Source organism: Stenotrophomonas sp. PS02297 (assembly GCF_029959705.1).
Lineage (GTDB): Bacteria > Pseudomonadota > Gammaproteobacteria > Xanthomonadales > Xanthomonadaceae > Stenotrophomonas > Stenotrophomonas nitritireducens.
Genome location: NZ_JASCOS010000048.1, coordinates 1 through 25,126 on the forward strand (window position 1 = coordinate 1; position 25,126 = coordinate 25,126).

Below are 25,126 nucleotides of genomic sequence, written 5' to 3' on the forward strand. Positions count from 1 at the left end.
GCCCGGCATGGAGCCGGACGGGCCGCGGAGGTCTGCCGCTGCGTCAGAATGAACCACGGATGCCGAACGTGATGGTGCGGCCCGGATCGTAATAGCTGTAGCCGACGTTGTCGTAGCCGAAGTAGCGGACCATGGGCTTGTTCTGCAGGTTGCTCACGCTGAGCGTGACCTGCGGACTGGTCGGCAGGTTCTTCAGCGTGTAGCTGGCGGACAGGTCGAGCTGGCCGCGGTCCTTGCCGTACTCCTGTGCCCCGAGGATGCTGCTGGTGCTCGGCGCCGACTGGATCGAACCCTGCGCCCAGTTGTACGACAGGCGCAGCATCGCCACGTCGTTCTCCCAGTACGCGGTGGTGTTCCACATCTTCGGCGAGACGCCGTAGAGGCTGCCGGTCAGCGCATGGGCGTCGCGGCCGGCGGTGCTCAGGTTGAGCTTGGTGTAGTTGGCCATGAAGCCCAGGCCATCGAACACGAAGTTCAGCGGCTGCACCCAGATCGTTTCCCAGCCGCGCACGTTCAGCGCCGCATCGGCGTTGACCTGCTGGGAGACGGTGACCAGCAGCGTGTCGTAGTTGCCGCCCACCTGCGCCTTCTGGCCATCGCTCAGCGAATCGTAGGGAATGCCCATCTCCGCCAGCGTCTTGCGGGTGGTGCCCTCGAAGGTATAGCCCTCGACCCGCTTGTTGAAGAAGGTCAGGCCGACGAAGCCCTCTTCGCCGGTGTACCACTCGCCGCCCAGGTCGAAGTTGGTCGAGATGTACGGGTTGAGCTTGGGATTGCCCTGGCGGCCGGTATCCACGCCGGAGCCGCTGAGGGTGGTCGCCGGCAGCATCGCGCCGGGGTTGGGGCGGCTCATCGTCTTGCTGCCGGACATGCGCAGCACCACGTTGTCGGCCACGTCCCAGGCGGCGCTGAACGACGGCAGCCACTCGCTGTAGTCGCTCTTCAGGTCCTGCCACTGGCGCATGCCGCCGAGGGTGACCGGGCCGCTGATGGTCTGGTCGGTGGAGGCGTAACGCACGCCGGCGTTGATGCGCAGTTCCCGGCCCCAGACGTCGCTGGCCATGTTGAACGCCGCATAGGCCGCCTTGTTGGTCTCGTCGAAGCTGCCGGTGGACTGGCTGAGATTGCCTGCGTTGACTTCCGGTGCGGCGGCGCTGTACTTGGCGAAGTCGGTGGCCTTGAAGAAGGCGGCGTAATCGACGCCGATGAAGCCGCCCGGGCCGCTGATCAGGTACTTCGCCAGGTCGGCATTGGTGACCTGGCCCTGCGCATAGGGCTTCCACGCCGCCTGGCCGTCGAAGGCCTGGATGCGGCGCAGGTTGCTGTCGGTGGACACGCCGACCCTGACGTTGTTGCGGTCGTCGCCGAACTGCAGGTCGGCGCGCAGGTTCGAGGTCTTGGTCAGGCGCTTTTCGTTCTGCAGGCGCAGGTCGTTCCAGGTCCAGCCCAGGCCCGGATCGTTGAAGTCCAGGTCCGAGGTGATGACCGGGAAGCCGTTGTGGTTGGCGTACTTGCCGGTGAAGTAGGGCGAGTTGACCATGATGGTCGGCATCACGCGGCGCAGCCAGCTGCGGCTGACGCCGGCGTTCACGTCGAGCTTGATGTTGCCCTCGTCGCCGAACCAGAAGGTGGCGCCCGGGTTCACCTGCCAGTAGTCCACGTCCTCGGTGTAGGGACGGGCCTGCAGGAATACCTGCGCGCCGGCGAAAGTAGCGTCGGTGACCACGCCGTTGCCGTCGACCTTCATGTCCAGCGGAATCATGCCGGTGGGCGAACCGAAGTTGCGTCCCAGCAGGTCCAGGTCGAGGCGGTTCACCGCGCGGTGCGCCTTCGTGTACAGGGTGTCCACCCAGACGTGCACGCTGTCGCTCGGACGCCATTCGGCCGAGCCGAGGAACGAATCGCGGTCGCGGTCGCCGGACATGTACAGCGGGCGTCCCAGCGCCGGGATCAGCGCATCGTCGATCTGGGCGATGCTCAGGCCCGGGTTGTGCGCCAGCAGCCAGTTCTTGTCGATGGTCTGGCCCGGGGTCAGGCCGGCGCTGATCATCGCCGCGTTGTTGGGCACCACCGGCCAGATGCCCCAGCGGTTCGAGACCGCGGTGCCGCTGCCGCCGCCCTGCGCGGCGGTCAGCGCCGGCGTGGTCCAGTGGTCGCTGATGCCGTCTTCCCAGCCTTTCACGCCCATCTTGCCCTTGACCGAGGACACGCCGGCAAGCACGCCGAACGTGCCCGCATCGTTGGTCCAGCTGCCGATGAGCGAGCCCTGCGGCGCCACGCCGCCGGAGACGGTGTTGTGGGTGCCCTGCAGCGAATAGGTGAGGTGCTTGCCCGGGTTGTCGAAGGCGTGTGCGTTGCGCATGTCCACCAGGCCGGCGGCGCCGCCTTCCGGCAGGCTGGCCTTGGGCGACTTGTAGACGGTCAGCGTGTTGAAGAACTCGGTCGGGAACAGGGTCAGGTCGGTTTCGCGGTTCTGGTTCTGCTGGTCCAGGCCGATCGACGCGGTGGCGACCGTATTGCCGTTGATCGTGGTCTTGGTGAAGTTCTCGCCCAGGCCGCGGATGGCGATCTTCATGCCTTCGCCGTTGACGTCGCGGTTGATCTGGATGCCCGGGATGCGGCTGAGCGATTCGGCGATGTTGGTATCGGGGAACTTGCCGATGTCCTCGGCGAAGATCGAATCGGTGAAGCCGGTGGCGTCGCGCTTGGCGTCGGTGGAGAGCTGGACGCTGTGGCGGTAGCCGGTCACCGTGATGGTATCCAGCTCGGTCGCAGTGCGCTGCTCCGGAGCCGGCCGCGCCTGCGTGTCGTTGTTCTGTTGCTCGGCCTGTTGCGCCCACAACGGGCCGCTGGCCGCGCCCAGCAGGGCCAGCCCAAGTGCGTTGGACAGCGTGGTCTTGACGAGTTTCCTGTTCACCGTAATTCCCCTTCCCGAATTCAGATGATGTGTGTTTTTGCGTCCTGCGCGTAATGGCTTGGCAGGGCTCTGCGTTACAGCATGAAGTGATGCGTTGCAGTCTTGGAACAACCAGGAGTGATTGGATGGTAGCGCTACCATCATGCGCGGAACACGCTGCAAAGCAGCATGGCCGGATCGGCGCCTGGAATCCGCGCCTGGCAGCGGAGGGCCGAATTCCAAACATCCTGCCGGTACGCCCGTTGCGTCCGGCCCGATCGGGCGCAGCGGAGGGACATCGCTGCGGGGATGTGTTAATGGTAGCGCTATCAATCTGGATCCATTCTGCATGCACCGGGAGAGGAGTGATGCATTGGAAGGTCGGGAAGTCGAGGCGCGCGGATCGGTGGGCCATGCCGCGCGCCGGCCGGGCCAGGCACGTGCGGGCCATGCGGCCGTGGAGGCGGGCGTGAGCCGGGAAATCGACACGGCGGCTCGGCTCGGGCGTTACCGCTGGCGCGTCTGCGCGATGCTGCTGGCGGCGACCACCATCAACTATCTCGACCGCCAGGTGCTGGGCGTGCTGGCGCCGTTCCTGCAGGGCGAGATCGGCTGGAGCGAGCAGCAGTACGGCTACATCGTCAGCGCGTTCCAGGCCGCTTACGCGATCGGCCTGTTGTGCGCCGGCGCGATCGTCGACCGTTTCGGCACGCGCATCGGCTATGCGGTCGCGATCAGCGTGTGGAGCCTGGCGGCGATGGCGCACTCGCTGGCGGTGGGCGTGCTCGGTTTCGCCCTGGCGCGCTTCGCGCTGGGCCTGGGTGAGGCCGGCAACTTCCCGGCGGCGATCAAGACCGTGGCCGAATGGTTCCCGCGGCGCGAACGCGCGCTGGCGGTGGGCGTGTTCAACGCCGGCTCCAACATCGGCGCGGTGCTGGCGCCGCTGCTGGTGCCGGTGGTCGCCGCCACGCTGGGCTGGCGTGCCGCGTTCCTGTTCACCGGCATCCTCAGCGCGGTCTGGCTGGCGGTCTGGCTGCTGTGGTACCGCACCCCGGAGGCGCAGCCGAAGCTGTCGCCCGCCGAACTGGCGCACATCCGCAGCGATCCGCCCGAGCCCACGGTGGAGGTGCCATGGCTGCGGCTGCTGCGCCATCGCCAGGCCTGGGCTTTCGTCGCGGCCAAGTTCATCACCGACCCGGTGTGGTGGCTGTTCCTGTTCTGGCTGGGCAAGTTCCTCGCCTCGGAATACGGCCTGTCGCTGGCGACGCTGGGCCTGCCGATGATCGTCGTGTACCTGATGGCCGACGCCGGCAGTGTCGCCGGCGGCTGGCTGGCCGGGCGCCTGCTCGCGCGCGGCTGGGCGCTGAACCGCGCGCGCAAGGGCGCGATGCTGGCCTGCGCCCTGTGCGTGGCGCCGATCGTGCTGGTCACCCAGGTCCACAACCTGTGGCTGGCGGTGGCGCTGATTGGCCTGGCGATGGCCGGCCACCAGGGCTGGTCGGCGAACGTGTTCACCCTGCCGTCGGACCTGTTTCCGCGCCAGGCGGTGGCCTCGGTGGTCGGCATCGGCGGCTTCGCCGGTGCGGTCGGCGGCATCGGCATGTCGCTGTTCGCCGGCTCGCAGTTGCAGGCCACCGGCAGCTATGCGCGCATCTTCCTCATCGCCGGCGCCGCTTATGGATTGGCGCTGCTGGTGGTACACCTGCTGGCGCCGCGGATGCGGCCGGCGACACTGGACGGAACGGGAGGCAGTCCATGACCAGAAACATCCCTGCGGATCCGGCGCCGGTGCCACGCCGCGAACATCGACGCATGACCTGCGAGGCAACGCAATGAAGGCGTCGCGGATGTTTGCCGTCGCCCTGCTGGCGCTGCTCGCACAGCGCGCACAGGCAGGCGAGTGCGCGCAGGCCGCGGCGGTCTGTGCCGATCCGGTGCCCGGCGCGATGGCCCTGATCGAAGGCGGCCGCCCGGTCGCCATCGTCGCCGATGCGGGCGACTTCCCCGGCGTGCTGCGCGCCGTGCGCGACCTGCAGGGCGACCTGTCGAAGGTCGCCGGCGCCCCGGCAACGCTGTCCCTGGACGGGGCCGCGCCGCGCACCGCGATCATCGCCGGCACGCTCGGCCACAGCCCGCGCGTGGACCGCATCGTGCGCGAGCGCGGCATCGATACCGCCGGCGTGGCCGGGCGCTGGGAAGGCTACCTGCTGCAGGTGGTGGAGCATCCCGAACCCGGGATCGACCGCGCGCTGCTGGTCGCCGGCGCGGACAGGCGCGGCACCATCTTCGGCATCTACGAGCTGTCGCGGCGGCTGGGCGTATCGCCGTGGTACTGGTGGGCCGACGTACCCGTGCCGCGCCACGCCGCCCTGTACGCCGCACCCGGCCGTTTCGCCGATGCGCCGGTGGTGCGCTACCGCGGCATCTTCCTCAACGACGAGGATCCGGCCCTGGGCGGCTGGATGAAGGCGAAGTTCGGCGGGCCGAACCACGCCTTCTACGAACATGTATTCGAGCTGGTCCTGCGCCTGAAGGGCAACTACCTGTGGCCGGCGATGTGGGGCCGCGCCTTCCACGACGACGACCCGCTCAACCCGCAACTGGCCGATGAGTACGGCGTGGTGATCGGGACCACCCACCACGAACCGATGATGCGCGCGCACGTGGAGTGGGAGCGCCACGGCAACGGGCCGTGGGACTACACGAAGAACGCCGACGCGCTGCGCCGCTTCTGGCGCGAGGGCATCGCGCGCATGGATGGCCACGAGAGCGTGGTCACCCTGGGCATGCGCGGCGACGGCGACGAGGCCATGGGCGAGGCCACCGCCATCCCGCTGCTGGAGCGCATCGTCGCCGACCAGCGCCGGATCATCGCCGGGGCCACCGGCAAGCCCGCCGAGCGGACGCCGCAGGTGTGGGCGCTGTACAAGGAAGTGCAGGACTACTTCGACCAGGGCATGGACGTGCCCGACGACGTGACCCTGCTGTTCGCCGACGACAACTGGGGCAACATCCGCCGCCTGCCCCGGGCCGGCGACAGCCGCGCTGGCGGTTACGGGGTGTACTACCACTTCGATTACGTGGGTGGGCCGCGCAACTACAAGTGGATCAACACCACCCAGATCGAACGGGTGTGGGAGCAGATGGGCCTGGCCCACGCGCTGGGTGCGGACCGGCTGTGGATCGTCAATGTCGGCGATCTCAAGCCGATGGAGCTGCCGATCAGCTTCTTCCTCGACTACGCGTGGAACCCGGATGCGCTGCAGTTGCCGCAGCTGCAGGCCTATCCGGCGCAATGGGCCGCCGCGCAGTTCGGTGCCGCGCAGGCGGCGGAGATCGGCGAACTGCTGACCCGCTACACGCAGTACAACGCGCGCCGCAAGCCGGAACTGCTGGCGCCGGAGACCTACAGCCTGGTCGACTACCACGAAGCCGAGCGGGTGATGGCCGGATGGGAAGCGCTGGCCGGGCAGGCACGGCGCATCGGCGCGGCGCTGGGCGCGGCGCAGCGCGATGCGTACTACCAGCTGGTCGAGTACCCGATCCTGGCCAGCGCCAACCTCAACGCGCTGTATGTCGCCGTCGCCCGCAACCGGATGCACGCCCTGCAGGGCCGCGCCTCGGCCAATGCCTGGGCGGACGAGGCCGAGCGCCTGTTCGCCCGCGACGCGGAACTGGCGCGCGTGTACGAACAGGACATCGCCGGCGGCAAATGGATCCACATGATGGCGCAGCCGCGCATCGGCTATACGCACTGGCAGCAACCCGAGCGCAACGTGCTGCCGGCGCTGTCGCGGGTGGACGTGCCGGCGCGCGGCGTGATGGGCGTGGCGGTCGAGGGCGACGCGCGCGTCTGGCCGCAGGTCGCCGATGGCGCGCGCCTGCCGGCGCTGGACCCGGTGGGCGCGACCGCGCGCGAGGTGGAGGTGTTCAACCGTGGCGCGGCGCCCTTCCGCTTCGAGGCGCGGCCGTCGCAGCCGTGGCTGCGGGTTTCGCCCGCCAGCGGCGAGGTGGGCGATACCGTGCGCCTGCGCGTGGAGGTGGACTGGAACGCATTGGCGGCCGATGCGCATGCCGGCGGGCTGTCCCTGCGCGGCAGCGACGGCACCGAGGTCCATGTCGAGGTCCCCATCGAGCGTGCGGATGCGCGGCGGGCGCGGGGCTTCATCGAAAGCGATGGCGTCGTCGCGATCGAAGCCGCGCACACGGCGCGCCGGGTGGACGGCGACGACGTGCGCTGGGTGGAGATCCCGAACCTGGGACGCACGCTGTCCGGAGTGACCGCGTTGCCGGCGACGGCACCGGCCAGTTCGCCGGGCGGCGCCGCGCCGCACCTGGAGTATCCGCTGTGGCTGCGGGAAGACGGTCCGGTGGAGGTGCGGATGACGGTATCGCCGACGCTCGATTTCCGCGGTGGCGACGGCCTGCGCTTCGCCGTCTCGCTGGGCGACGAAGCGCCGCAGGAAGTGGCGATCAGGCTCGACCCCACGCCGGGCCATGCGGATTTCGCCGCCTGGAGCAGGGCGGTCGCCGACAGCGTGCACGTCGTCGTCTCGCGCCACCCGGGCCGGGCCGGCGCGCAGGTGCTGAAGCTGTGGCGCATCGACCCGGGCGTGGTGTTCCAGCGCGTCGAGGTCGTGCGCGGGCAGGCGCGCGACAGCTACCTGGGGCCGCCGGAAAGCGTGCGCCGTTGACCCAACCCCGCCTTCCGCACCGCGTGCGGAGCGGAAGGCACGGACTCCGACCTGAGCGACATTCCCACATGAGCATTCCCGGCAAGACGCTTTCCCTGGACGAGAACCGGCTGTTCCCGTCCGACCCGACCCAGCGCGCCATTGCCCGCCGCCTGTACGCGCAGGTCGCCGGGCTGCCGATCGTCAGCCCGCATGGACATACCGACCCGGCCTGGTTCGCCGGCAACGCGCCGTTCGCCAACGCCACCGAACTGCTGCTGGTGCCCGACCACTATGTGTTCCGCATGCTCTACAGCCAGGGCGTGCCGCTGGATGCGCTGGGCATTCCGCGTGCCGACGGCAGCCGCGCGCCGGTCGATCCGCGCCAGGCCTGGCGCGTGTTCGCCGAGCGCTTCCACCTGTTCCGCGGCACGCCGTCGTCGCTGTGGCTGAACCATGTCTTCCATGAGGTGTTCGGCCTGCGCGTGCGCCTGGACGCGGGCACCGCCGACCACTACTACGACACCATCACCGCCGCGCTGCAGGGCGATGCGTTCCGTCCGCGCGCCCTGTTCGAGCGTTTCAACATCGAGGTCATCGCCACCACGGAAGGACCGCTGGACACGCTCGAACACCACCAGGCCATCGCCGACAGCGGCTGGAACGGCCGCGTGCTCACCGCCTATCGCCCCGACGCGGTGGTGGATCCGGAGCACGAGGAATTCGCCGGGGCGCTGGAGCGCTTCGGCGACATCACCGGCGAGGACGTGCACAGCTGGGAGGGCTATCTGCGCGCGCATCGCAACCGCCGCGGCTTCTTCAAGGCGATGGGTGCGACCTCGACCGACCACGGCCACGAAAGCGCGATGACCGCCGACCTGTCCGCCGCGCAGGCGCGCGAACTGTTCGGCAGGATCGTGAGCGGGCGGTTCAGCGCCGGGGAAGCGGCGCTGTTCCGCGGCCAGATGCTGACCGAGATGGCGGCGATGAGCCTGGACGATGGCCTGGTGATGCAGTTGCACCCGGGCTGCCATCGCAACCACAACCCGACGCTGTTCCGGCGCCATGGCCGCAACATCGGCGCTGACCTGCCGCTGGTCAGCGAATACGTGCGCGGGTTGAAGCCGCTGTTGGACCGTTTCGGCAACGAGGCGGATTTCCGGCTGATCCTGTTCACCCTCGACGAGAGCACCTATTCGCGCGAGCTCGGGCCGATGGCCGGCCACTATCCGTGCCTGTACCTCGGCCCGGCCTGGTGGTTCCACGATGCGCCCGAGGGCATGTGGCGGTTCCGCGAGCAGACCCTCAGCACCGCCGGCTTCTACAACACGGTCGGCTTCAACGACGACACGCGCGCCTTCCTGTCGATCCCGGCGCGCCACGACGTGGCCCGGCGCGTGGACTGCGCGTTCCTGGCCCGCCTGGTGGCCGAGCACCGGCTGGACGAGGACGAGGCGGCCGAACTGGCCGTGGACCTGGCCTACCGCCTGCCGAAACAGGCCTACAAGCTGTGAGCCCCCTCCACGCCGCCCCCGCTTTCCAAGGAGCCACACCATGAACCGACGACTCCCCCTGCTAAGCCACGCCGTGCTGGCGGCCACGCTGGCCGCCGTGCTGGGCTGTACGCCGGCCGCGCCACCTGCCGCGCAGCCAACCACGCTACCGACCACGTTGAAGGCCGCCTACCGCGACGACTTCCTGGTCGGCGCGGCGATCAACCAGGCCGTGGCCGACGGGCGCGATGCCGCCTCGCAGGCGCTGGTGCTGCGCCAGTTCGACACCATTACCGCCGAGAACGAGCTCAAGCCCGAGCGCGTGCTGCCGCGGCCGGGCGAGTACGACTTCGCGCCGGGCGATGCGGTCGTCGCGTTCGGCCGCGCGCACGGCATGTTCGTCGTTGGCCACACGCTGTTGTGGCACGTGCAGACCCCGCCATGGCTGTTCGTCGACGGGCAGGGCCGGGCGCATGGCGCCGACGCGCAGATCGAACGCCTGCGCGACTACATCGAGCACGTCGCCGGCCGCTACGCCGGCAAGGTGCAGGGCTGGGACGTGGCCAACGAGGTCATCGGCGACGACGGCAATTACCGCGACAGTCAGTGGCTGCGCAACGTCGGCGACGGCGACCGCCTGGTGCGCGAGGCGTTCCGCTTCGCCGCCCGCTATGCCCCCGACACCGAGCTGTACTACAACGATTACGGCACCGAGAACCCGCTGCGGCGCGAAGGCATCGTGCGCATGGTGAAAATGCTGCAGGCCGACGGGCTGCGCATCGACGGCATCGGCATGCAGGGCCACTGGGGCATCGACAGCCCGTCGATCGCGGAGATCGAGCAGAGCATCGACGCCTTCGCCGCACTCGGGATCAAGGTCATGATCACCGAACTGGACATCGACGTGCTGCCGCACCCGCCGGTCGCCGACGGCATGCGCGCCGACGAGCACCTGCAGCTGCCCGACGATCCGGTCCAGCGGCAGCGGCTCGATCCGTGGCCGCAGAGCCTGCCGGCGGACATGCAGGACAGGCTGGCGCGGCGCTACGCCGACCTGTTCGCGCTGTTCCACCGCAAGCGCGCGGCGATCAGCCGGGTGACGTTCTGGAACGTGCATGACGGAGCGTCCTGGAAGAACGATTTCCCGGTGAGGGGACGCACCAACTATCCGCTGCTGTTCGACCGCAATGCGCAGCCCAAGCCGGCCTTCGAGGCGGTGCTGGCGATACCGGCGCAGGCCGCGCCGGACCGCTGACGCGGCGCCGGCCCGCCCTGCTTGCCGCCGTGGCAGCCAGCAAGGTGGGCGCCCTGCGCGGGGTCAGTGTCCGCCCAGGGCGCGGCCGACCGCCGACGCGCCGCCATCGCCCAGGCGCGCATAGGCGCGGCGCAAGGCCTGGACGAAGCGTGCGTCGGCCGCCAGCGGGCCGAACACGGCGTCGATGCGCAGGAAGCGGGCCACGTCCTGCGCGGCGTCGCCGCTGGCGGCGTGCCCGGCTTCGGCCAGTGCGACGGCCAGCGGGTCGGCGAGGGCTGCGCCGTTGCCGGTCTCGCGCCGCACGAACTGCAACCAGGCGGCTACCGGCAGGCACAGCGCATCGATCGGGTGCTCCCTGTCCAGCGCCTCGCCGATGGTGTCGAGCAGGCGTACCGGGATCTTCTGCGAACCGTCCTGGGCGATCTGCGCCAGCCGGTGCCGGACCGCCGGATTGGCGAAGCGGGCGAGGATCGCGCCGATGTAGGCGTCGGCGTCCAGCCCCCGCGGCAGCGCCAGGTTCGGAGCGATGTGGACGCGCAACAGCCGTTCCACGAACGGTCCCAGGGCGGGATGGCGCATCGCCTCGGCCACGCTTTCAAGGCCGAGCAGCAGTCCCAGGTAGGCCAACGCCGAATGCGGCGCATTGAGCAGGCGCAGCTTGGCGCGGTCGTAGCCGGCGATGTCGGCGCTCATCGTCACGCCCACCCGTTCCCAGTCCGGGCGGCCGGCGCAGAACGCGTCCTCCACCACCCACTGTGCATACGGCTCGCGTTGTACCGGCCAGGCATCGACGCATCCGAGCGCGTCGGCCACGCGTTCGCGCAGCGCCTCGTCGCTGGCCGGGGTGATGCTGTCGACCATCGAGCGCGGGAACGTCGCCCGGGCGTCGATCCATTCGGCCAGCGCGGGATCGAGACGGCGCGCATAAGCCACGCATGCGCGGCGCAGCTTGCCGCCATTGTCGGGCAGGTTGTCGCAGCTGAGCACGGTGTAGGGTGGCATTCCCTGCAATCGCCGCGCGCGCAGTCCCGCCACCAGGTAGCCGATCGCGCTGACCGGCGCGTCGGGCCGCGCCAGGTCGTGGACGATGTCCGGATGCGCCATGTCCAGTTCGCCGCCGGCCAGGCAATAGCCTTTCTCGGTGATGGTCAGGGTCACCAGCCGCACTGCCGGGTCGGACAGGCGCGAGAGAACCACGTCGGCTTCATCGCGCGCGCACAGGACCTCGCGGATCGCGCCGATCACCCGCAGCGATGGCCGCTCGTCCAGCAGCGCCAGGGTGTAGAGCCCGTCCTGCGGCCGCAGGGCATCGCGTACGCCGCTGCTGTGCAGGGAGACGGCGCTGATGGCCCAGTCCGGCGCATCGGCCAGCAGCGCGTCGATGTAGACCGCCTGGTGCGCGCGATGGAAAGCGCCGGGACCGAAGTGGACGATGCCTGTCCGGGTGCGGGACGGGTCGTAGGACGGGTGCGCGACGGCGGGCGGCAGCGCATCGAGGCAGGCGCCGCGCAGGCGAGGGCGCAGCCGAGGGGGAACGGGAGCGGTGGCGTCCATCGGTCACCAGTCCCACATCGCGCCGTCTTCCAGGCGCGCGATCGGCAGCTGCTTCGGCGAGTACGGGTACTTCGCGGCCAGTTTCTCGTCGATGTCCACGCCATGCCCCGGCGTGTCGCCGACATGCAGGCGGCCGTCGCGGAAGACGTAGTCGTGCGGGAACACCTCGTTGGTCAGCTCGACATGGAGCATGTATTCCTGGATGCCGAAGTTCGGCGCCCAGGTGTCGAAGTGCAGCGCCGCGCCCATCGTCACCGGCGACAGGTCGGTGGCGCCGTGGAAGCCGGTGCGCACCTGGTGCAGGGCGGCGAAGTCGGCCAGGCGGCGGATGTGGGTGATGCCGCCGCCGTGCACGAGGGTGGTGCGGATGTAGTCGATCAGCTGGTTCTCGATCAGGTGCTTGCAGTCCCAGATCGAGTTGAACACTTCGCCGACCGCCAGCGCGGTGACCGAGTGCTGGCGGATCAGTTCGAACGATTTCTGGTTTTCGGCCGGGGTCGCATCCTCCAGCCAGAACAGCCGGTACGGCTCGACGCTCCTTGCCAGCCGCGCGGCCTCGATCGGCGAGAGCCGATGGTGCACGTCGTGCAGCAGCTCGACGTCGTCGCCGTGGTCCTTGCGCAGGCGCTCGAACAGCTTCGGCACCACGTCCAGGTAGCGCGGCGTGTTCCACACGGTCTCGGCCGGCAGCTCGCTTTCGGCCGGCTCGTAGGCCTTGCCCGCGGCGACGGCACCGTAGGCCTTCTTCACCCCGGGCACGCCGCACTGCGCGCGCACGGCGAGGAAGCCCTGTTCGATATGGCGGCCGACATCGTCGCTGGCCTCGGCGATGTCGCTGCCGTGGGCGTGCGCGTAGACCAGCGCGCCTTCGCGCGAGCGCCCGCCGAGCAGCTGGTACAGCGGCAGGCCGGACATCTTGCCGAGGATGTCCCACAGCGCCACGTCCACCGCGGCGATCGCGCTCATCGTCACCGGGCCGCGCCGCCAGTACGCGCCGCGGTACAGGAACTGCCACAGGTCCTCGATGCGGCCGGCGTCGCGGCCGATCAGGTTGGGCACGACGTGCTCCTGCAGGTACGCGGCCACGGCCAGCTCGCGGCCGTTGAGGGTGGCGTCGCCCAGCCCGTACACGCCGGAACGGGTGGTGATCTTCAGGGTGACGAAGTTGCGGCCGGGGCAGGCGACGATGACTTTCGCATCGACGATCCGGCGGTCGTTGTTCGAGCCGTAGTGGCTGGTTTCGCGGGTCTGGGCGTTCATGGGCGCTCGGGGGCAGGGGTCACGGGATGCGGATTTCGAACGGACCGGCGGGCAGGCCGGCACCGTCGTACAGGGTCACGACCGGGCTGTCGGCCCAGCCGTAGCGCACGCGGGTGGCAGCGGAGACGTCGGCGCGCAGCAGTACCTCGTCGCCGCGGATGCGCGCGTCGGCGTAGCGGCACGAGCCGGTAGCGTCGCCGCACAGTTCGAAGCCGAGAGGGCCATCGCCGCCATAGGCGACCAGGCCGTCGCCTATGTCGCCGAAGCGCACCGCCACCGCATCGCCTTCGCGGCGTGCGGCCAGCGGCACCGGGCCGGAGGCCGGCAGGCGTTCGCCATAGACCACATGCCGCGCCGCGCGCGCCAGGCGCCGGCCCAGTTCCTGCTTGTTGGCCGGATGGATGTCGCCGCGCTCGCCGATGTCGATGGCCACCGCCAGGCCGCTGCGCCCGTCCTCGGCGGCGACCATGCGCTGCGCCTGGCGCAGCTGCGCCGAACCGCTTTCCTGCGGTCGCGTCGGTGCCGCGCCATAGTTGGCCAGCTGCACCACCAGCAGCGGCAGGCCGGCGCCGAACTGCGCGCGCAGGTCGCTGCGGTAGGCGCGCAACAGGCCGGGATAGGCCGCCGCCTCGCCGGTATTGGATTCGCCCTGGTACCACAGCGCGCCGCGCAGCGCGTATTGGCCCAGCGGCGCGACCATGCCGTTGTACAGCGTGGTCTTGCCCGAGGCCGACAACCAGGGCGCCAGCGGCGGTGTGGCCATGCCCGGCGGCACGGTGCGGTATTCCCAGCCGGCATCGTCGAGCGCGATGCGGGTGCCGTCGGCCAGCAGCAGGGCGCGGGTGTCCTTCGGCCCGACCAGACCGCCGTCGAGGTAGGTGTTGAGCGCGTTGACCACGATCAGGTTGTCGCCTTCGCGCAGCAGGCCGGCCGGCAGGGGATAGGCGCGGGCGTCGCCGCCATAGCTGCTGCCGACGCCGCGGCCGTTGACCCAGGTCTGGTCGATCTCGTCGACATTGCCCAGCGCCAGCGTGGCGCCCTGCGCGGCCTGCACCGCGCTCAGCCTCAGCTTCGCCCGGTACCAGAGCATGCCGGTGAAGTGTTCCAGCCCGGGGACGCCCCAGGCCTGGTAGTTGCCCAGCTGCGGTGGCGCGGCGCGCCAGCCTGCGGCGGCGGCTTGCGGCAGCCACGGCCGGTCGCTGGCTGCCACGCCCGGCTGCGCGTTCCACCACGCGTCCCACAGTTCGCCCCAGCGCGCACTGGCTGCCTGCGGCGCGTGCGCGTACTGCGCCAGCACGTCGAGCGCGTCGCCGTAATCGCCGGCGCCGCGCAGCGCCCCTGCGCTCAACCAGGCTTCGATGCGCGAGCCGCCGAGCGAGGCGTTGATCAGGCCCATCGGCACGTCCACGTCCTTCTGCAGCTCGCGCGCGAAGTAGTAGCAGGCCGCGGAGAACTCCGGCACGTTCGCGGGCGTGGCCGGCTGCCAGCGCACCGGTCCGGCGAAATCGCGGCGCGGCGCGGGCATGCCGGCCTGCGGCACCCTGAGCAGGCGGATGCGGTCGTTGTCGGCGCCGGCGATCTCCGCGCGCGCGTTCAGGCTGCGATGCACCTGCAGCTCCATGTTCGATTGGCCGCTGCACAGCCACACATCGCCGACCAGCACATCGGCCACGCGCCGGGTCTGGCCGCCGCTGCGGGCGATCAGTTCATGCGGACCGCCGGCCTCGAGCGCCGGCAGCCGCGCCTGCCAGCGGCCATCGTCGCCGGCCTGCGTTTCCACGCGCCTGCCGGCGAGTTCGACCTGCACCCGCGCGCCGGGCGCGGCCTGGCCCCACACCGGAATCGGCCGGTCGCGCTGCACCACCGCGTGATCCTGGAACAGCGGGTGCAGCAGCGGCGGGTCGGCTGCCCGTGCGCTCAAGGCGTTGCCGGCCAGCGCGAGCAGCATGGCGTTGAAGCAGCGCGACACGCTGCGCGAGAGGTTCGGATTCACGGTCAATGCCCCGGGGCGAACGGAAACGACAGCGACTGGTACCAGGACAGCGGATGCGGCGGCGGTGCCTCGCCGGCCGGCAGCGGCAACCGGTTCAGGCTCTGCCAGTAGGCGAGGCTGGCATCGCGCCACCACTGCGCTTCGCGCTGCTGGATGGCGAGGAAATCGGCGACCTGGCGGTGGCGCTCGGCATCGACATGGGCGGACAGCCCGGCCCAGGTCGCGCGCATGTCCTTCACCTCGTCCACGCCGCGCGTATAGCGGTGCGCCAGTTCGTTCCACAACGTGTCGCCGGAGGCCAGGCGGAAATCCCACGGCACGTGGTGGAACCACAGCAGGTACTTTTCCGGAACGCGGTGCACGTCGCCGAACCCGGCCGCCAGCGGCGCGGCGTACTGCGCCACCGCGTTGCTGCCGGTCGCGGTGCGGTCGAAGCCGATGCCGTGCGCGTCGGCGCGGTGGTAGTAGACCGGGTCCCAGTCGGCGCGTTCGCTGCCGGCGTCCCACGGCGCCGGGCCGTAATGGTGGCCGCGCGCCATCAGGTGATGCAGGCCGAGCGGGGTCATGTAGTCCACCACCGCCTCGTGCGAGGCCATCATCATGTCCACCACCGGCGCCACGAAGCGCGGGTCGCCAGTGAAAGTCATGCGTACCCACTCGGCGGCGATATCGCGCGCCGATTGCGCGGGGTTCCAGGCCAGCCGGCCGAAGGCGTACCAGTTGGCCTGGTCGAAGATCGAGCCGCTCCAGTTGCGGTCGCTGCCGATGTTGGCCACCCCGGCCATGCCGGTCAGGCCATGGCCGTGCAGCGAGCCGTCGACCACCCGGAGCACGGTCGAGCCCTCGCCCTGCACGTGCGTGTCCGCCCGCAGGGCTTCCTCGTACAGCGTGCCCAGGTAGGCCAGGTGGGTGGCGAAGCCCAGGTATTCCTTGGTGAGCTGGAATTCCATCATCAGCGGCGTCTTCGGCATCGCGCCGAACAGCGGATGGAACGGCTCGCGTGGCTGGAAGTCGATCGCGCCGTTCTTGACCTGCACGATCACGTTGCCGGCGAAGCTGCCGTCCAGCGGTACGAACTCGCTGTAGGCCTGTTTGGCGCGGTCGTCGGGCTGTTCGTGCGAGTAGACGAAGGCGCGCCACATCACGATGCCGCCGTGCGGCGCCACCGCCGCGGCCAGCAGGTTGGCGCCGTCGGCGTGGCTGCGGCCATAGTCCTGCGGGCCAGGCTGGCCCTCGGAATTGGCCTTGACCAGGAAACCGCCGAAATCGGGGATCAGCCGGTAGATCTCGTCGGCCTTGTCGCGCCACCACCGGCGCACGGCGGGATCGAGCGGGTCGGCGGTGTCCAGCCCGCCGATCTCGATCGGCGCGGAAAAGCGCGCGCTCAGGTACACGCGGATGCCGTAGGGGCGCATCACGTCCGCCAGCGCGGCGGCCTTTTCCAGCCACGGCGCGGTCAGGCTCAGCGCCTTGGCGTTGACGTTGTTGAGCACCGTGCCGTTGATGCCCAGCGAGGCGTTGGCGCGGGCGTAGTCGGTATAGCGCGGGTCCAGATGCCCGGGCAGCTTGTGCCAGTCCCAGAGCGACTGGCCGGCATAGCCGCGCTCGACGCTGCGGTCCAGGTTGTCCCAGTGGTCGAGCAGCCGCAGCTGCACGCGCGGGGCATCGCGCAGGTCGATCCCGGTGGACGTCCGGCCTTCCTGCATCCAGCGCAGGAAGGCGAACACGCCGTACAGCACGCCGATGTCGTCGTTGCCGGCGATCACCGTGGCCGCGTGCCCGTCGATGCGCACGCTGCGGATCAGATAGCCCTCGCGGCCCAGCGTCGCGGCGTCGAGCCGCAGCCCGGCCACCAGCGGCGAGGAGGCGGGCGTGCCGAGGACGAGGGCGCCGTCGCGCCGCACCGTGGACACCCGCGCCGGCGCGGTGCCGAGCAGTCCTTCCAGCCCACGGCTCAGCTCGGCCAGCGCCGCGGCCTGGGTCGGCGTGGCGTCGGCGGCGACCAGCTGCGAGGCGGCCGCCTGCCAGGCCCGCGCGTCGGCCGCCGGCAGCGGCCGGTAGCGCAGCCACAGGTCGTAGCCGTCCTCGGCGTGCAGGGGCAGGGCCTGCATCCCCAGGAGCAGCAGGGCGCAGGCACCGATGAAGCGGCGCAGGCGGCCAGTGCGGGGTGGCGGATGCGGGCGGGATGGCAGGCTCATCGGGAGTTTCCTCGGTTCGGGCAAGGCGGATGCGGAAGGGTCCGTGCCGGTGCGGAGCGGTCGCCCGCCGCGCGGCTTGTCGCTACCATGGTGCGCAGTTGGATCACGTCCGCACCGGATACGCGTTTCCATGGCGCCTGGCCTGGGATCTGCGCAGGGAACCGCGCATCGCGGCCCCCGTGTCCGCCGGCCACACGAAGGGACACACCTTGGAGAAGGTCAGGAAATCGATCCGCCGCAAGGGCCACGCGACCACCATCGGCGAGGTGGCGGCGCTGGCCAAGGTCTCGCCGATGACCGTCTCGCGGGTGATCAACGGCAACGCCAATGTCCGCGACGCGACCCGCGAGCGCGTGCTGCGCGCGGTGGACAAGCTGGGCTACACGCCGAACCTGGCTGCCAGCACGCTGGCCGCCGCGCAGAGCACGCGGGTAGCGCTGATCTATACCAATCCCAGCGGCGCGTACCTGAGCGACCTGCTGGTGGGCGTGCTGCACGGCGCCGCGCGCGCGGCGGTGCAGCTGGTGATCGATTCCTGGGACGAACTCGATGCCGAGGGCGAGCGCCGCTCCGCGCGCGCACTGGCGCGCAGCGTGGCCGGGGTCATCCTGCCGCCGCCGCTGGGCGAATCCAAGGCGGTGGTGTCCGAACTGGTGCGCGCCGGCATCCCGGTGGTGGCGATCGCCGCCGAGCGTTTCCGCGAGGACATCTCCTGCGTGCACATCGACGACTTCCGTGCGGCGCGCGAGATGACCGAGTACCTGATCTCGCTGGGCCATACCCGCATCGGCTACATCAAGGGCCATCCCAACCAGGTCGCCAGCCAGCGCCGCTTCGAGGGCTACCAGGCGGCGCTGGCCGCTGCCGGCATCGCCCCGGACCGCGCGCTGGTGCAGCAGGGCTACTACACCTACCGTTCGGCGCTGGAGCCGGCCGAGAAGCTGCTGACGCGGCGCAATCCGCCCACCGCGATCTTCGCCAGCAACGACGACATGGCCGCGGCCGCCGTCTCGGTGGCGCACCGGCGCGGGCTGGATGTGCCCGGCGACCTGTCGGTGGTCGGCTTCGACGATACCTCGGCCGCGACCCGGGTCTGGCCCGAACTGACCACGGTGCGGCAGCCGCTGGAGGCGATGGCCGATGCCGCCCTGGACCACCTGCTGCGCAGCATCCGCAACAAGGAGCGCGAGCACGTGCTGATCGACCAGGTGGTGCAGCACGTGCTGGTCAAGCGCGATTCGGTGGCCGCGCCGCGCCGCGGAAGCTGAGCGCCGCTGCGCCCGGTCTCCGGTGCCGGGCCCGATCACGGCTGCCGCAGATGTGGTGATGCCGGCCATGCAGTCGTTTCCCCGTCATGCGCGCCCGTGCCGCCGGTCGCGTGTTGTTTCCGCCGGTCGCGCCGGCCGTTTCCCATCCTCCGTGGAAGGAGCCCTGGTCCTCCGGCGCACGGACCCCGCCGGGGCGGCATCGCGCGCGAACGCGTGACGGTTGCCCTGGCGCTGGAGCGGTACGCGGATGCGGACCCGAGCCCCTTCCACGGAAGACGGTGGGCCGGCGGATGGCGCCGGCCCACCTCATGCCGTCAGCGCAGCAGGTATTGGTTCAACAGGTTCTCATAGGCCTCCTGGCGGCCGCTGGCCTGCTTCGGTTCGCCGAGGGTGGCGGCCATTGCGGCGAGCTCGGCCAGGCCCAGCTTGCCGTCGGCGAAGTCCTTGCCGGTGCCGCTGTCAAAGCTGGCGTAGCGCTCGCGGCGCCACCGTTCCCACGGCGAATCGTTCAGCAGCGCATGCGCCACCTCCAGGCCGCGCGCGAACGCATCCATGCCGCCGATGTGGGCGATGAACAGGTCCTGCAGGTCGGTGGATTCGCGCCGCGGCTTGGCATCGAAGTTCAGGCCGCCCTCCAGCCCGCCCTGGCGCAGCACCACCAGCATCGCGCCGACCGTGTCGTACAGGTCGGTCGGGAACTGGTCGGTGTCCCAGCCGTTCTGCGCGTTGCCGCGGTTGGCGTCGATGCTGCCGAGCAGGCCGTGGTCGGAGGCCACCTGCAGGTCGTGCTCGAAGGTGTGGCCGGACAACGTGGCGTGGTTGGCTTCGATGTTGAGCTTGAAATCCTTGTCCAGCCCGTGCTCGCGCAGGAAGCCGGCGACCGTGGCGCTGTCGAAGTCGTACTGGTGCTTCATCGGCTCCATCGGCTTGGGTTCGATCAGGAAATTGCCCTTCAGGCCGATGCTGCGGCCGTAATCGCGCGCGGCGCCCAGGAAGCGCGCGAAGTTGCCCAGCTCGCGCTTCATGTCGGTGTTGTGCAGGCAGGCATAGCCTTCGCGGCCGCCCCAGAAAACGTAGTGCTCGCCGCCCAGCTCGACCGTGGCTTCCAGCGCTGCCTTGACCTGCACCGCGGCGCGGGCGACCACCGCGAAGTCCGGGTTGGTGGCCGCGCCGTTCATGTAGCGCGGGTGCGAGAACAGGTTGGCCGTGCCCCACAGCAGCTTGATGCCGGTGGCCTGCTGGCGTTCCTTGGCCAGGGCCACCATGTGCCTGAGGTTCTTCTGGTACTGGCCGATGTCGTCGGCGTCGGGTGCCAGGTCCACGTCATGGAAGCACCAGTACGGCGTGCCCAGCTTGGTGAAGAACTCGAACGCGGCATCGACCTTGGCTTCGGCGGTGGTCATGGCATCGCCCTTGTCCCACGGGAAACGCCGCGTGCCGGGGCCGAACGGATCGTGGCCGGCATTGCCGAAGGTGTGCCAGTAGCAGGTGGCGAAGCGCAGGTGCTCGGCCATGGTCCTGCCGCCGATCACCTTGTCGGCGTCGTAGACCTTGAACGCGAGCGGGTTGTCCGAATCACGGCCTTCGAACTGGATCCGGCCGATGCCGGGGAAGTACTCGGTGGCGCCGATGAAGGGGTGGATGCTCATGTATTGCTCCTGTCTGGCATGGAGGGGAGAAGTGGAGAAACGTCAGGCGGCGTACAGCGGCCGCACGGCGTCCAGGTGTTCGAGGAAGCGGCGGTAGGGCGCGCGGTAGGCTTCGACCCGCTGCGGGTCCGGCGCGGCGGCGCGTGCCGGATCGACCGCCACGTGCGCGGCCACCAGCTGCGCCGGCATGGCCGATCCGCCCTGCGCCCGCTGCAGCGACCACAACGCCTGCAGCGCGGCGCCGAACGCGGCGCCTTCGGTCTGCCGCGGCACTTCCACGTGCAGGCCGAACACATCGGCGACCATCTGCCGCCAGGCCGGGCTGTTGGCGCCGCCGCCGGTCAGCACGATGCTGTCGAAGGCCATGCCGGCGCGGATGAAGGCGTCGAAGCCGTATTTCAGGCTGTAGGTGGCCCCCTCCATCGCCGCACGGTAGAAATTGGCCGGGTCGGCATTGCCCGGATCCAGCCCGGTCATCACGCCCTTGCCATGCGGCAGGTCGGGTGTGCGCTCGCCGTTGAGGAACGGCAGCAGGGTCAATCCGCCGGCGCCGGGCGCACTGGCGGCGATGCGCGCATCGCCCTCGCGGGCGCTGAAGCCGAACAGGCGCGCCACCGATTCGGTGGCCACGGTGCAGTTCATGGTGCAGATCAGCGGCAGCCAGCCGCCGGAGGACGAGCAGAACGCCGCCCAGGCGCCTTCCGCATCGACCACCGGGGTATCGGAGTAGGCGAACAGCGTGCCCGAGGTGCCCAGGCTCATCGCCAGCCGTCCGGGCACGACCGCGCCGGTGCCGAAGGCGGCCATCATGTTGTCGCCGCCTCCGACCGCCACCTGCGTCCCGGCGGGAATGCCCAGTTCCGCGGCGATGGCGGGGGCGACGGCGAACAGCGTCCCGGTCTCCACCAGCGGCGGCAGGCAGGCGGAGAGGTCGCGGTGCGGATCGGTGGCATGCAGCAGTTCCGGCGACCAGCGCCGGCTGCGCACGTCCAGCCAGCCGGTGCCAGAGGCATCGCCGTGCTCGCAGAAATACTCCCCGGTCAGCCAGAAGTTCACGTAGTCGTGCGGCAGCAGGATGTGCGCCAGCGCGGCATAGGCCTGCGGGCGGTGCTTGCGCGTCCACGGCAGCTTGGAGGCGGTGTAGCCGGCCAGGATCGGATTGCCGGCCCGGGCGATGGCGCCGGCAGCGCCGCCGAGCGCGGCCATGATCTCGCCGCACTCGGCCTGGGTGCTGGTGTCGCACCACAGCTTGACCGGCGCCAGCACCCGCCCGGCGGCATCCACCGGCACGAAGCCGTGCTGCTGGCCGGAGACGCCGATGGCCGCCACCCGCGCACGCTGCGCCGGCTCCAGCCGGGCGAAGCAGGCGCGGATGGCGTCGATCCACCATTGCGCATGCTGTTCGCGGCTGCCGTCATCGCCGGCGATCAGTTCCAGCGGCTGGCCATGGCTGGCCACCACCGCGCACGTGCCCGGATCGTAGGCGACCAGCTTGACGCTCTGGGTACCGACATCCAGCCCGACGAACAGTCCGCTCATGGTTGGCGCTCCTGCAGCGGAACCGCTTCCAGCAGAAAAATGTTAGCGCTACCAAAAGCGCGCCAAAAAAAAGCCTCCGGGGAAGAGACGATTGATTCCATGCCGCGGTGATCCGTGTCGTGGGGCCTTGAACTCTAGCAGCAGTACCGGCCACGCGTTGTTGCAATGCGCAACGGGCCAGGCAGGGCCGATGCGGGTGGCGCAGTCGCTACAATGCCCGGTCCATGAATGCCGTCATCCCCCTTCCCGATCCCGCTCCGCGCGCCCGTGATCCCCGCGCGGCCGAGCGCGAACACCACAAGCTCGCCAAGCGCCTGCGCCGCCAGGTCGGCCAGGCCATCGCCGACTTCGGCATGATCGAGGCCGGCGACAAGGTCATGGTCTGCCTGTCCGGCGGCAAGGACAGCTACACCCTGCTGGACATCCTGCTGCAGCTGCAGAAGAAGGCGCCGGTGCCGTTCGAGCTGGTGGCGGTGAACCTGGACCAGAAGCAGCCGGGCTTCCCCGAACACGTGCTGCCGGAATACCTGGCCGGGCTCGGCGTGCCGTACCACGTCATCGAACAGGACACTTATTCGGTGGTCAGCCGGGTGATCCCGGAAGGCAAGACCATGTGTTCGCTGTGCTCGCGCATGCGCCGCGGCTCGCTGTACAGCTACGCCGAGGAGAACGGCTTCACCAAGATCGCGCTGGGCCACCACCGCGACGACATGGTGGCCACGTTCTTCATGAACCTGTTCCACCACGCCAAGATCTCCGGCATACCGCCCAAGCTGCGCAGCGACGACGGCAGGCACGTGGTGATCCGTCCGCTGGCCTATGTGCGCGAGAGCGACATCGTCGACTACGCGGCGGCGCGCCGGTTCCCGATCATCCCCTGCAACCTGTGCGGCAGTCAGGAAAACCTGCAGCGCAGGCAGGTCGGGTTGATGATGAAACAGTGGGAAAAGGACCATCCCGGCCGCATCGAGCAGATCTCGCGCGCCATGGGCGACATCCGTCCCTCGCAGATGGCCGATCCGAACCTGTTCGACTTCCTGGCGCTGGGCCGCCGCGACGACGCGCCGCTGCCCGATGCGCATGCCTGGCTGGCCGGCGGCGACACGCAGGCCGCTCTTCCGCAGGAAGAAGACTGAGGCGGCGTAGTCGCCATGATCCATGCGCCGCGTCGCGGCGCCCTCTCCGGGCGGGAGGATTCCTCCCCCCGATCACGCATTTCGCAGGACATCCATGTTTTTCAAGAATCTCACCCTGTTCCGCTTCCCCACCTCCGTCGATTTCTCCGAGGTCGACACCCTGCTGCCGCACGTGGTGCTCAAGCCGGTCGGCGCGCTGGAAATGAGTTCGCGCGGCTTCATCTCGCCGTTCGGGCGCGAGGAGAAGGAGCAGTTCTCGCACCGCATCGGCGACGCGCTGTGGCTCACCGTCGGCGGCGAGGAGAAGATCCTGCCCGGCGCGGTGGTCAACGACCTGCTGGCGCGGAAGCTCGAAGAGATCGAAGAGAAGGAAGGGCGCAAGCCCGGCGGCCGCGAGCGCAAGCGGCTGAAGGACGACCTGCTGCATGAACTGCTGCCGCGCGCCTTCGTCAAGAGCTCGCGCACCGACGCCTTCCTCGACCTGCAGCACGGCTACGTCGCGGTGGACAGCTCCAGCCGCAAGACCGGCGAGAACGTGATGAGCGACATCCGCGGCATGCTCGGCAGCTTCCCGGCGATGCCGCTGAACGCCGAAGTCGCGCCGCGCGCCATCCTGACCGCGTGGATCGCCGGTGAGCCGCTGCCCGAAGGCCTGAGCCTGGGCGAAGAGTGCGAGATGAAGGACCCGGCCGAAGGCGGCGCGGTGGTCAAGTGCCAGCACCAGGAACTGCGCTGCGACGAGATCGACAAGCATCTGGACGCCGGCAAGCAGGTCACCAAGCTGGCGCTGGTGTTCGAGGACAACCTGTCCTTCGTGCTCGGCGACGACCTGATCGTGCGCAAGCTCAAGTTCCTCGACGGCGCGCTGGACCAGCTCGAGCACATCGACGAGGAAGGCCGCCGCGCCGAACTCGACGCGCGCTTCGCCCTGCAGAGCGGCGAGATCCGCCGCCTGTTCCTGCTGCTGGAACAGGCGTTCAAGCTGAGCAAGGCCGACAGCTGAACCGGGAGTCCACCTACCCGGTCGCCTGACCGGGCAGGGACTATGCTGGGCGCATGGCCAACCTGTTCCGCCGCCTGATCGCACCCGTCGCGCCCGCCATCCAGCGCGACACGGTGCGGCTGCGCCTGGACGATGCCGAGATCGAGGTGCTGCGCGTGCGCGATCCGCGCGCGCGCCGGCTCAAGCTCAGCGTGGACGAGCGCGGCGCGCGGCTGACGATGCCGCTGCGCGCCAGCCTGGTGTCCGGCGAGCGTTTCCTGCAGGCCAACCGGCAATGGCTGCAGCAGCAGTTGGCGCGCTTCGACGGCGACGGACTCATGGCGCCGCCGCTGGCGCTGCGCGGGACCGGCGTGCTGCCGCTGCGCGGTGCGCTGCTGCCGGTGCGCTGGCAGGAGGGGCGTTTCACCCGCATCGAGGTGGACGCCGAAGGCGCCTGCATCCAGTTGCCGGCACGGGCCGGCGACGCCTCGCTGCGCCGCGTGCTGCGCGAGTTCTACGAAGCGCAGATGCGTGCCGACGTCGGGCGCTGGCTGCCGGCCTATCTGCCGGGGCTGTCGCGCGCGCCGGCGCGGCTGCGGCTGAAGGTGATGTCCTCGCAGTGGGGTTCGCTGGCACCGGACGGTTCGATGGCACTGGACTTGGCGCTGGTGCTGGCGCGTCCTTCGGCGTTCGAGTACGTGCTGGTCCACGAACTGTGCCATCTGCTGCAGGCCAACCATTCGCCGGCTTTCTGGGCCGAGGTGGAAGCGCGCTTCCCGCATTGGCGGCAGGAGCGCGATTACCTGCGCGAGGAAGGACGCATGCTCAAGGCGACACTGCGGCAGATGCTGCAGGTGCAGGCACCGGCATAGTGCCCGCGCCGCGGGACCGCCGGCCACCCGGCGGCCCCGCCCGCTTGATGGGGGCGGCGGCCATGGCGGCTTTGCGATTCAGGCGGTGCGCCGCGACGCGATCCCCGCATGGCCGGTGCCGGCCGAGTGATGGAACAGGGAAACCGCTTCGGCCAGGGCCTGTGCCTGCTGTTCCATCGAATGCGCGGCGGCGGTGGCTTCCTCCACCAGCGCGGCGTTCTGCTGGGTGGCTTCGTCCATCTGCACCACGGTCTGGTTGACCTGTTCGATGCCGGCGCTCTGTTCCTGCGAGGCAGCCGAGATCTCGGCCATGATGTCGGTCACCCGCTGCACCGAACTGACGATCTCGCCCATGGTG

15 protein-coding genes and 1 pseudogene are annotated in these 25,126 nt (G+C 70.0%); 8 read left to right on the top strand and 8 right to left on the bottom strand.

The annotated features are described in order from the left end of the window. Positions 1 to 43: 43 nt before the first annotated feature. Positions 44 to 2,917, bottom strand: coding sequence for a TonB-dependent receptor (locus QMX80_RS10795; RefSeq protein WP_282277014.1), 2,874 nt, complete (start codon positions 2,915 to 2,917; stop codon positions 44 to 46). Between the two features lie 448 nt (positions 2,918 to 3,365). Between QMX80_RS10795 and QMX80_RS10800 the strand changes: the two genes are divergently transcribed. From QMX80_RS10800 to QMX80_RS10815, 4 genes are all read left to right on the top strand, one after another. Further along, positions 3,366 to 4,655, top strand: coding sequence for an MFS transporter (locus tag QMX80_RS10800; protein ID WP_345782373.1), 1,290 nt, complete (start codon positions 3,366 to 3,368; stop codon positions 4,653 to 4,655). An 88-nt stretch (positions 4,656 to 4,743) separates the two neighbouring features. Further along, on the top strand, positions 4,744 to 7,590 hold the full coding sequence (locus tag QMX80_RS10805; RefSeq protein ID WP_282277015.1) for a glycosyl hydrolase 115 family protein: 2,847 nt from the start codon (positions 4,744 to 4,746) through the stop codon (positions 7,588 to 7,590). 68 nt (positions 7,591 to 7,658) lie between these two features. Continuing rightward, a complete protein-coding gene (uxaC, locus tag QMX80_RS10810; protein ID WP_282277016.1) occupies positions 7,659 to 9,083 on the top strand; it encodes a glucuronate isomerase in 1,425 nt (474 codons plus the stop codon). Positions 9,084 to 9,123: 40 nt separating this feature from the next. Beyond that, positions 9,124 to 10,317, top strand: coding sequence for an endo-1,4-beta-xylanase (locus tag QMX80_RS10815; protein ID WP_282277017.1), 1,194 nt, complete (start codon positions 9,124 to 9,126; stop codon positions 10,315 to 10,317). Positions 10,318 to 10,380: 63 nt separating this feature from the next. Here QMX80_RS10815 and QMX80_RS10820 read toward each other — a convergent pair whose 3' ends face one another. The 4 genes from QMX80_RS10820 to QMX80_RS10835 are packed head-to-tail and all read right to left on the bottom strand — an operon-like array spanning position 10,381 to position 17,235. Beyond that, entirely contained in the window at positions 10,381 to 11,871 is a 1,491-nt protein-coding gene (locus QMX80_RS10820; RefSeq protein WP_282277018.1) for a mannitol dehydrogenase family protein, read from the bottom strand. A gap of 3 nt (positions 11,872 to 11,874) precedes the next feature. Then, positions 11,875 to 13,131, bottom strand: coding sequence for a D-mannonate dehydratase ManD (manD, locus tag QMX80_RS10825; RefSeq protein WP_055768885.1), 1,257 nt, complete (start codon positions 13,129 to 13,131; stop codon positions 11,875 to 11,877). A gap of 19 nt (positions 13,132 to 13,150) precedes the next feature. Next, a complete protein-coding gene (locus QMX80_RS10830) occupies positions 13,151 to 15,079 on the bottom strand; it encodes a sialate O-acetylesterase (protein WP_282277033.1) in 1,929 nt (642 codons plus the stop codon). A 47-nt stretch (positions 15,080 to 15,126) separates the two neighbouring features. Then, a complete protein-coding gene (locus QMX80_RS10835; protein ID WP_282277034.1) occupies positions 15,127 to 17,235 on the bottom strand; it encodes an alpha-glucuronidase family glycosyl hydrolase in 2,109 nt (702 codons plus the stop codon). Positions 17,236 to 17,531: 296 nt separating this feature from the next. Between QMX80_RS10835 and QMX80_RS10840 the strand changes: the two genes are divergently transcribed. After that, on the top strand, positions 17,532 to 18,590 hold the full coding sequence (locus QMX80_RS10840; RefSeq protein WP_282277023.1) for a LacI family DNA-binding transcriptional regulator: 1,059 nt from the start codon (positions 17,532 to 17,534) through the stop codon (positions 18,588 to 18,590). A gap of 314 nt (positions 18,591 to 18,904) precedes the next feature. Here QMX80_RS10840 and xylA read toward each other — a convergent pair whose 3' ends face one another. Next, positions 18,905 to 20,239, bottom strand: coding sequence for a xylose isomerase (gene xylA, locus QMX80_RS10845; RefSeq protein ID WP_282277024.1), 1,335 nt, complete (start codon positions 20,237 to 20,239; stop codon positions 18,905 to 18,907). A gap of 42 nt (positions 20,240 to 20,281) precedes the next feature. Then, positions 20,282 to 21,778: a xylulokinase gene (gene xylB, locus QMX80_RS10850; RefSeq protein ID WP_282277025.1), complete on the bottom strand. Its 1,497-nt coding sequence runs from the start codon at positions 21,776 to 21,778 to the stop codon at positions 20,282 to 20,284. 224 nt (positions 21,779 to 22,002) lie between these two features. Here xylB and ttcA point away from each other — a divergent pair, with 224 nt between their 5' ends. The 3 genes from ttcA (at position 22,003) to QMX80_RS10865 (ending at position 24,768) form a co-directional block, all read left to right on the top strand. Continuing rightward, positions 22,003 to 22,914 carry a tRNA 2-thiocytidine(32) synthetase TtcA gene (ttcA, locus tag QMX80_RS10855; RefSeq protein WP_282277026.1) on the top strand — a complete coding sequence of 304 codons (912 nt, stop codon included), beginning with the start codon at positions 22,003 to 22,005 and terminating at the stop codon, positions 22,912 to 22,914. Positions 22,915 to 23,008: 94 nt separating this feature from the next. Beyond that, on the top strand, positions 23,009 to 23,917 hold the full coding sequence (locus QMX80_RS10860) for a recombination-associated protein RdgC (protein ID WP_282277027.1): 909 nt from the start codon (positions 23,009 to 23,011) through the stop codon (positions 23,915 to 23,917). 53 nt (positions 23,918 to 23,970) lie between these two features. Beyond that, the gene (locus tag QMX80_RS10865) at positions 23,971 to 24,768 is read left to right on the top strand and encodes a SprT family zinc-dependent metalloprotease (RefSeq protein ID WP_282277029.1); all 798 of its coding nucleotides are present in this window, start codon (positions 23,971 to 23,973) and stop codon (positions 24,766 to 24,768) included. A gap of 132 nt (positions 24,769 to 24,900) precedes the next feature. On the opposite strand, the pseudogene QMX80_RS10870 reads toward QMX80_RS10865, so the two are convergent. Then, positions 24,901 to 25,126: pseudogene (locus QMX80_RS10870) on the bottom strand (methyl-accepting chemotaxis protein); the annotation flags it as partial.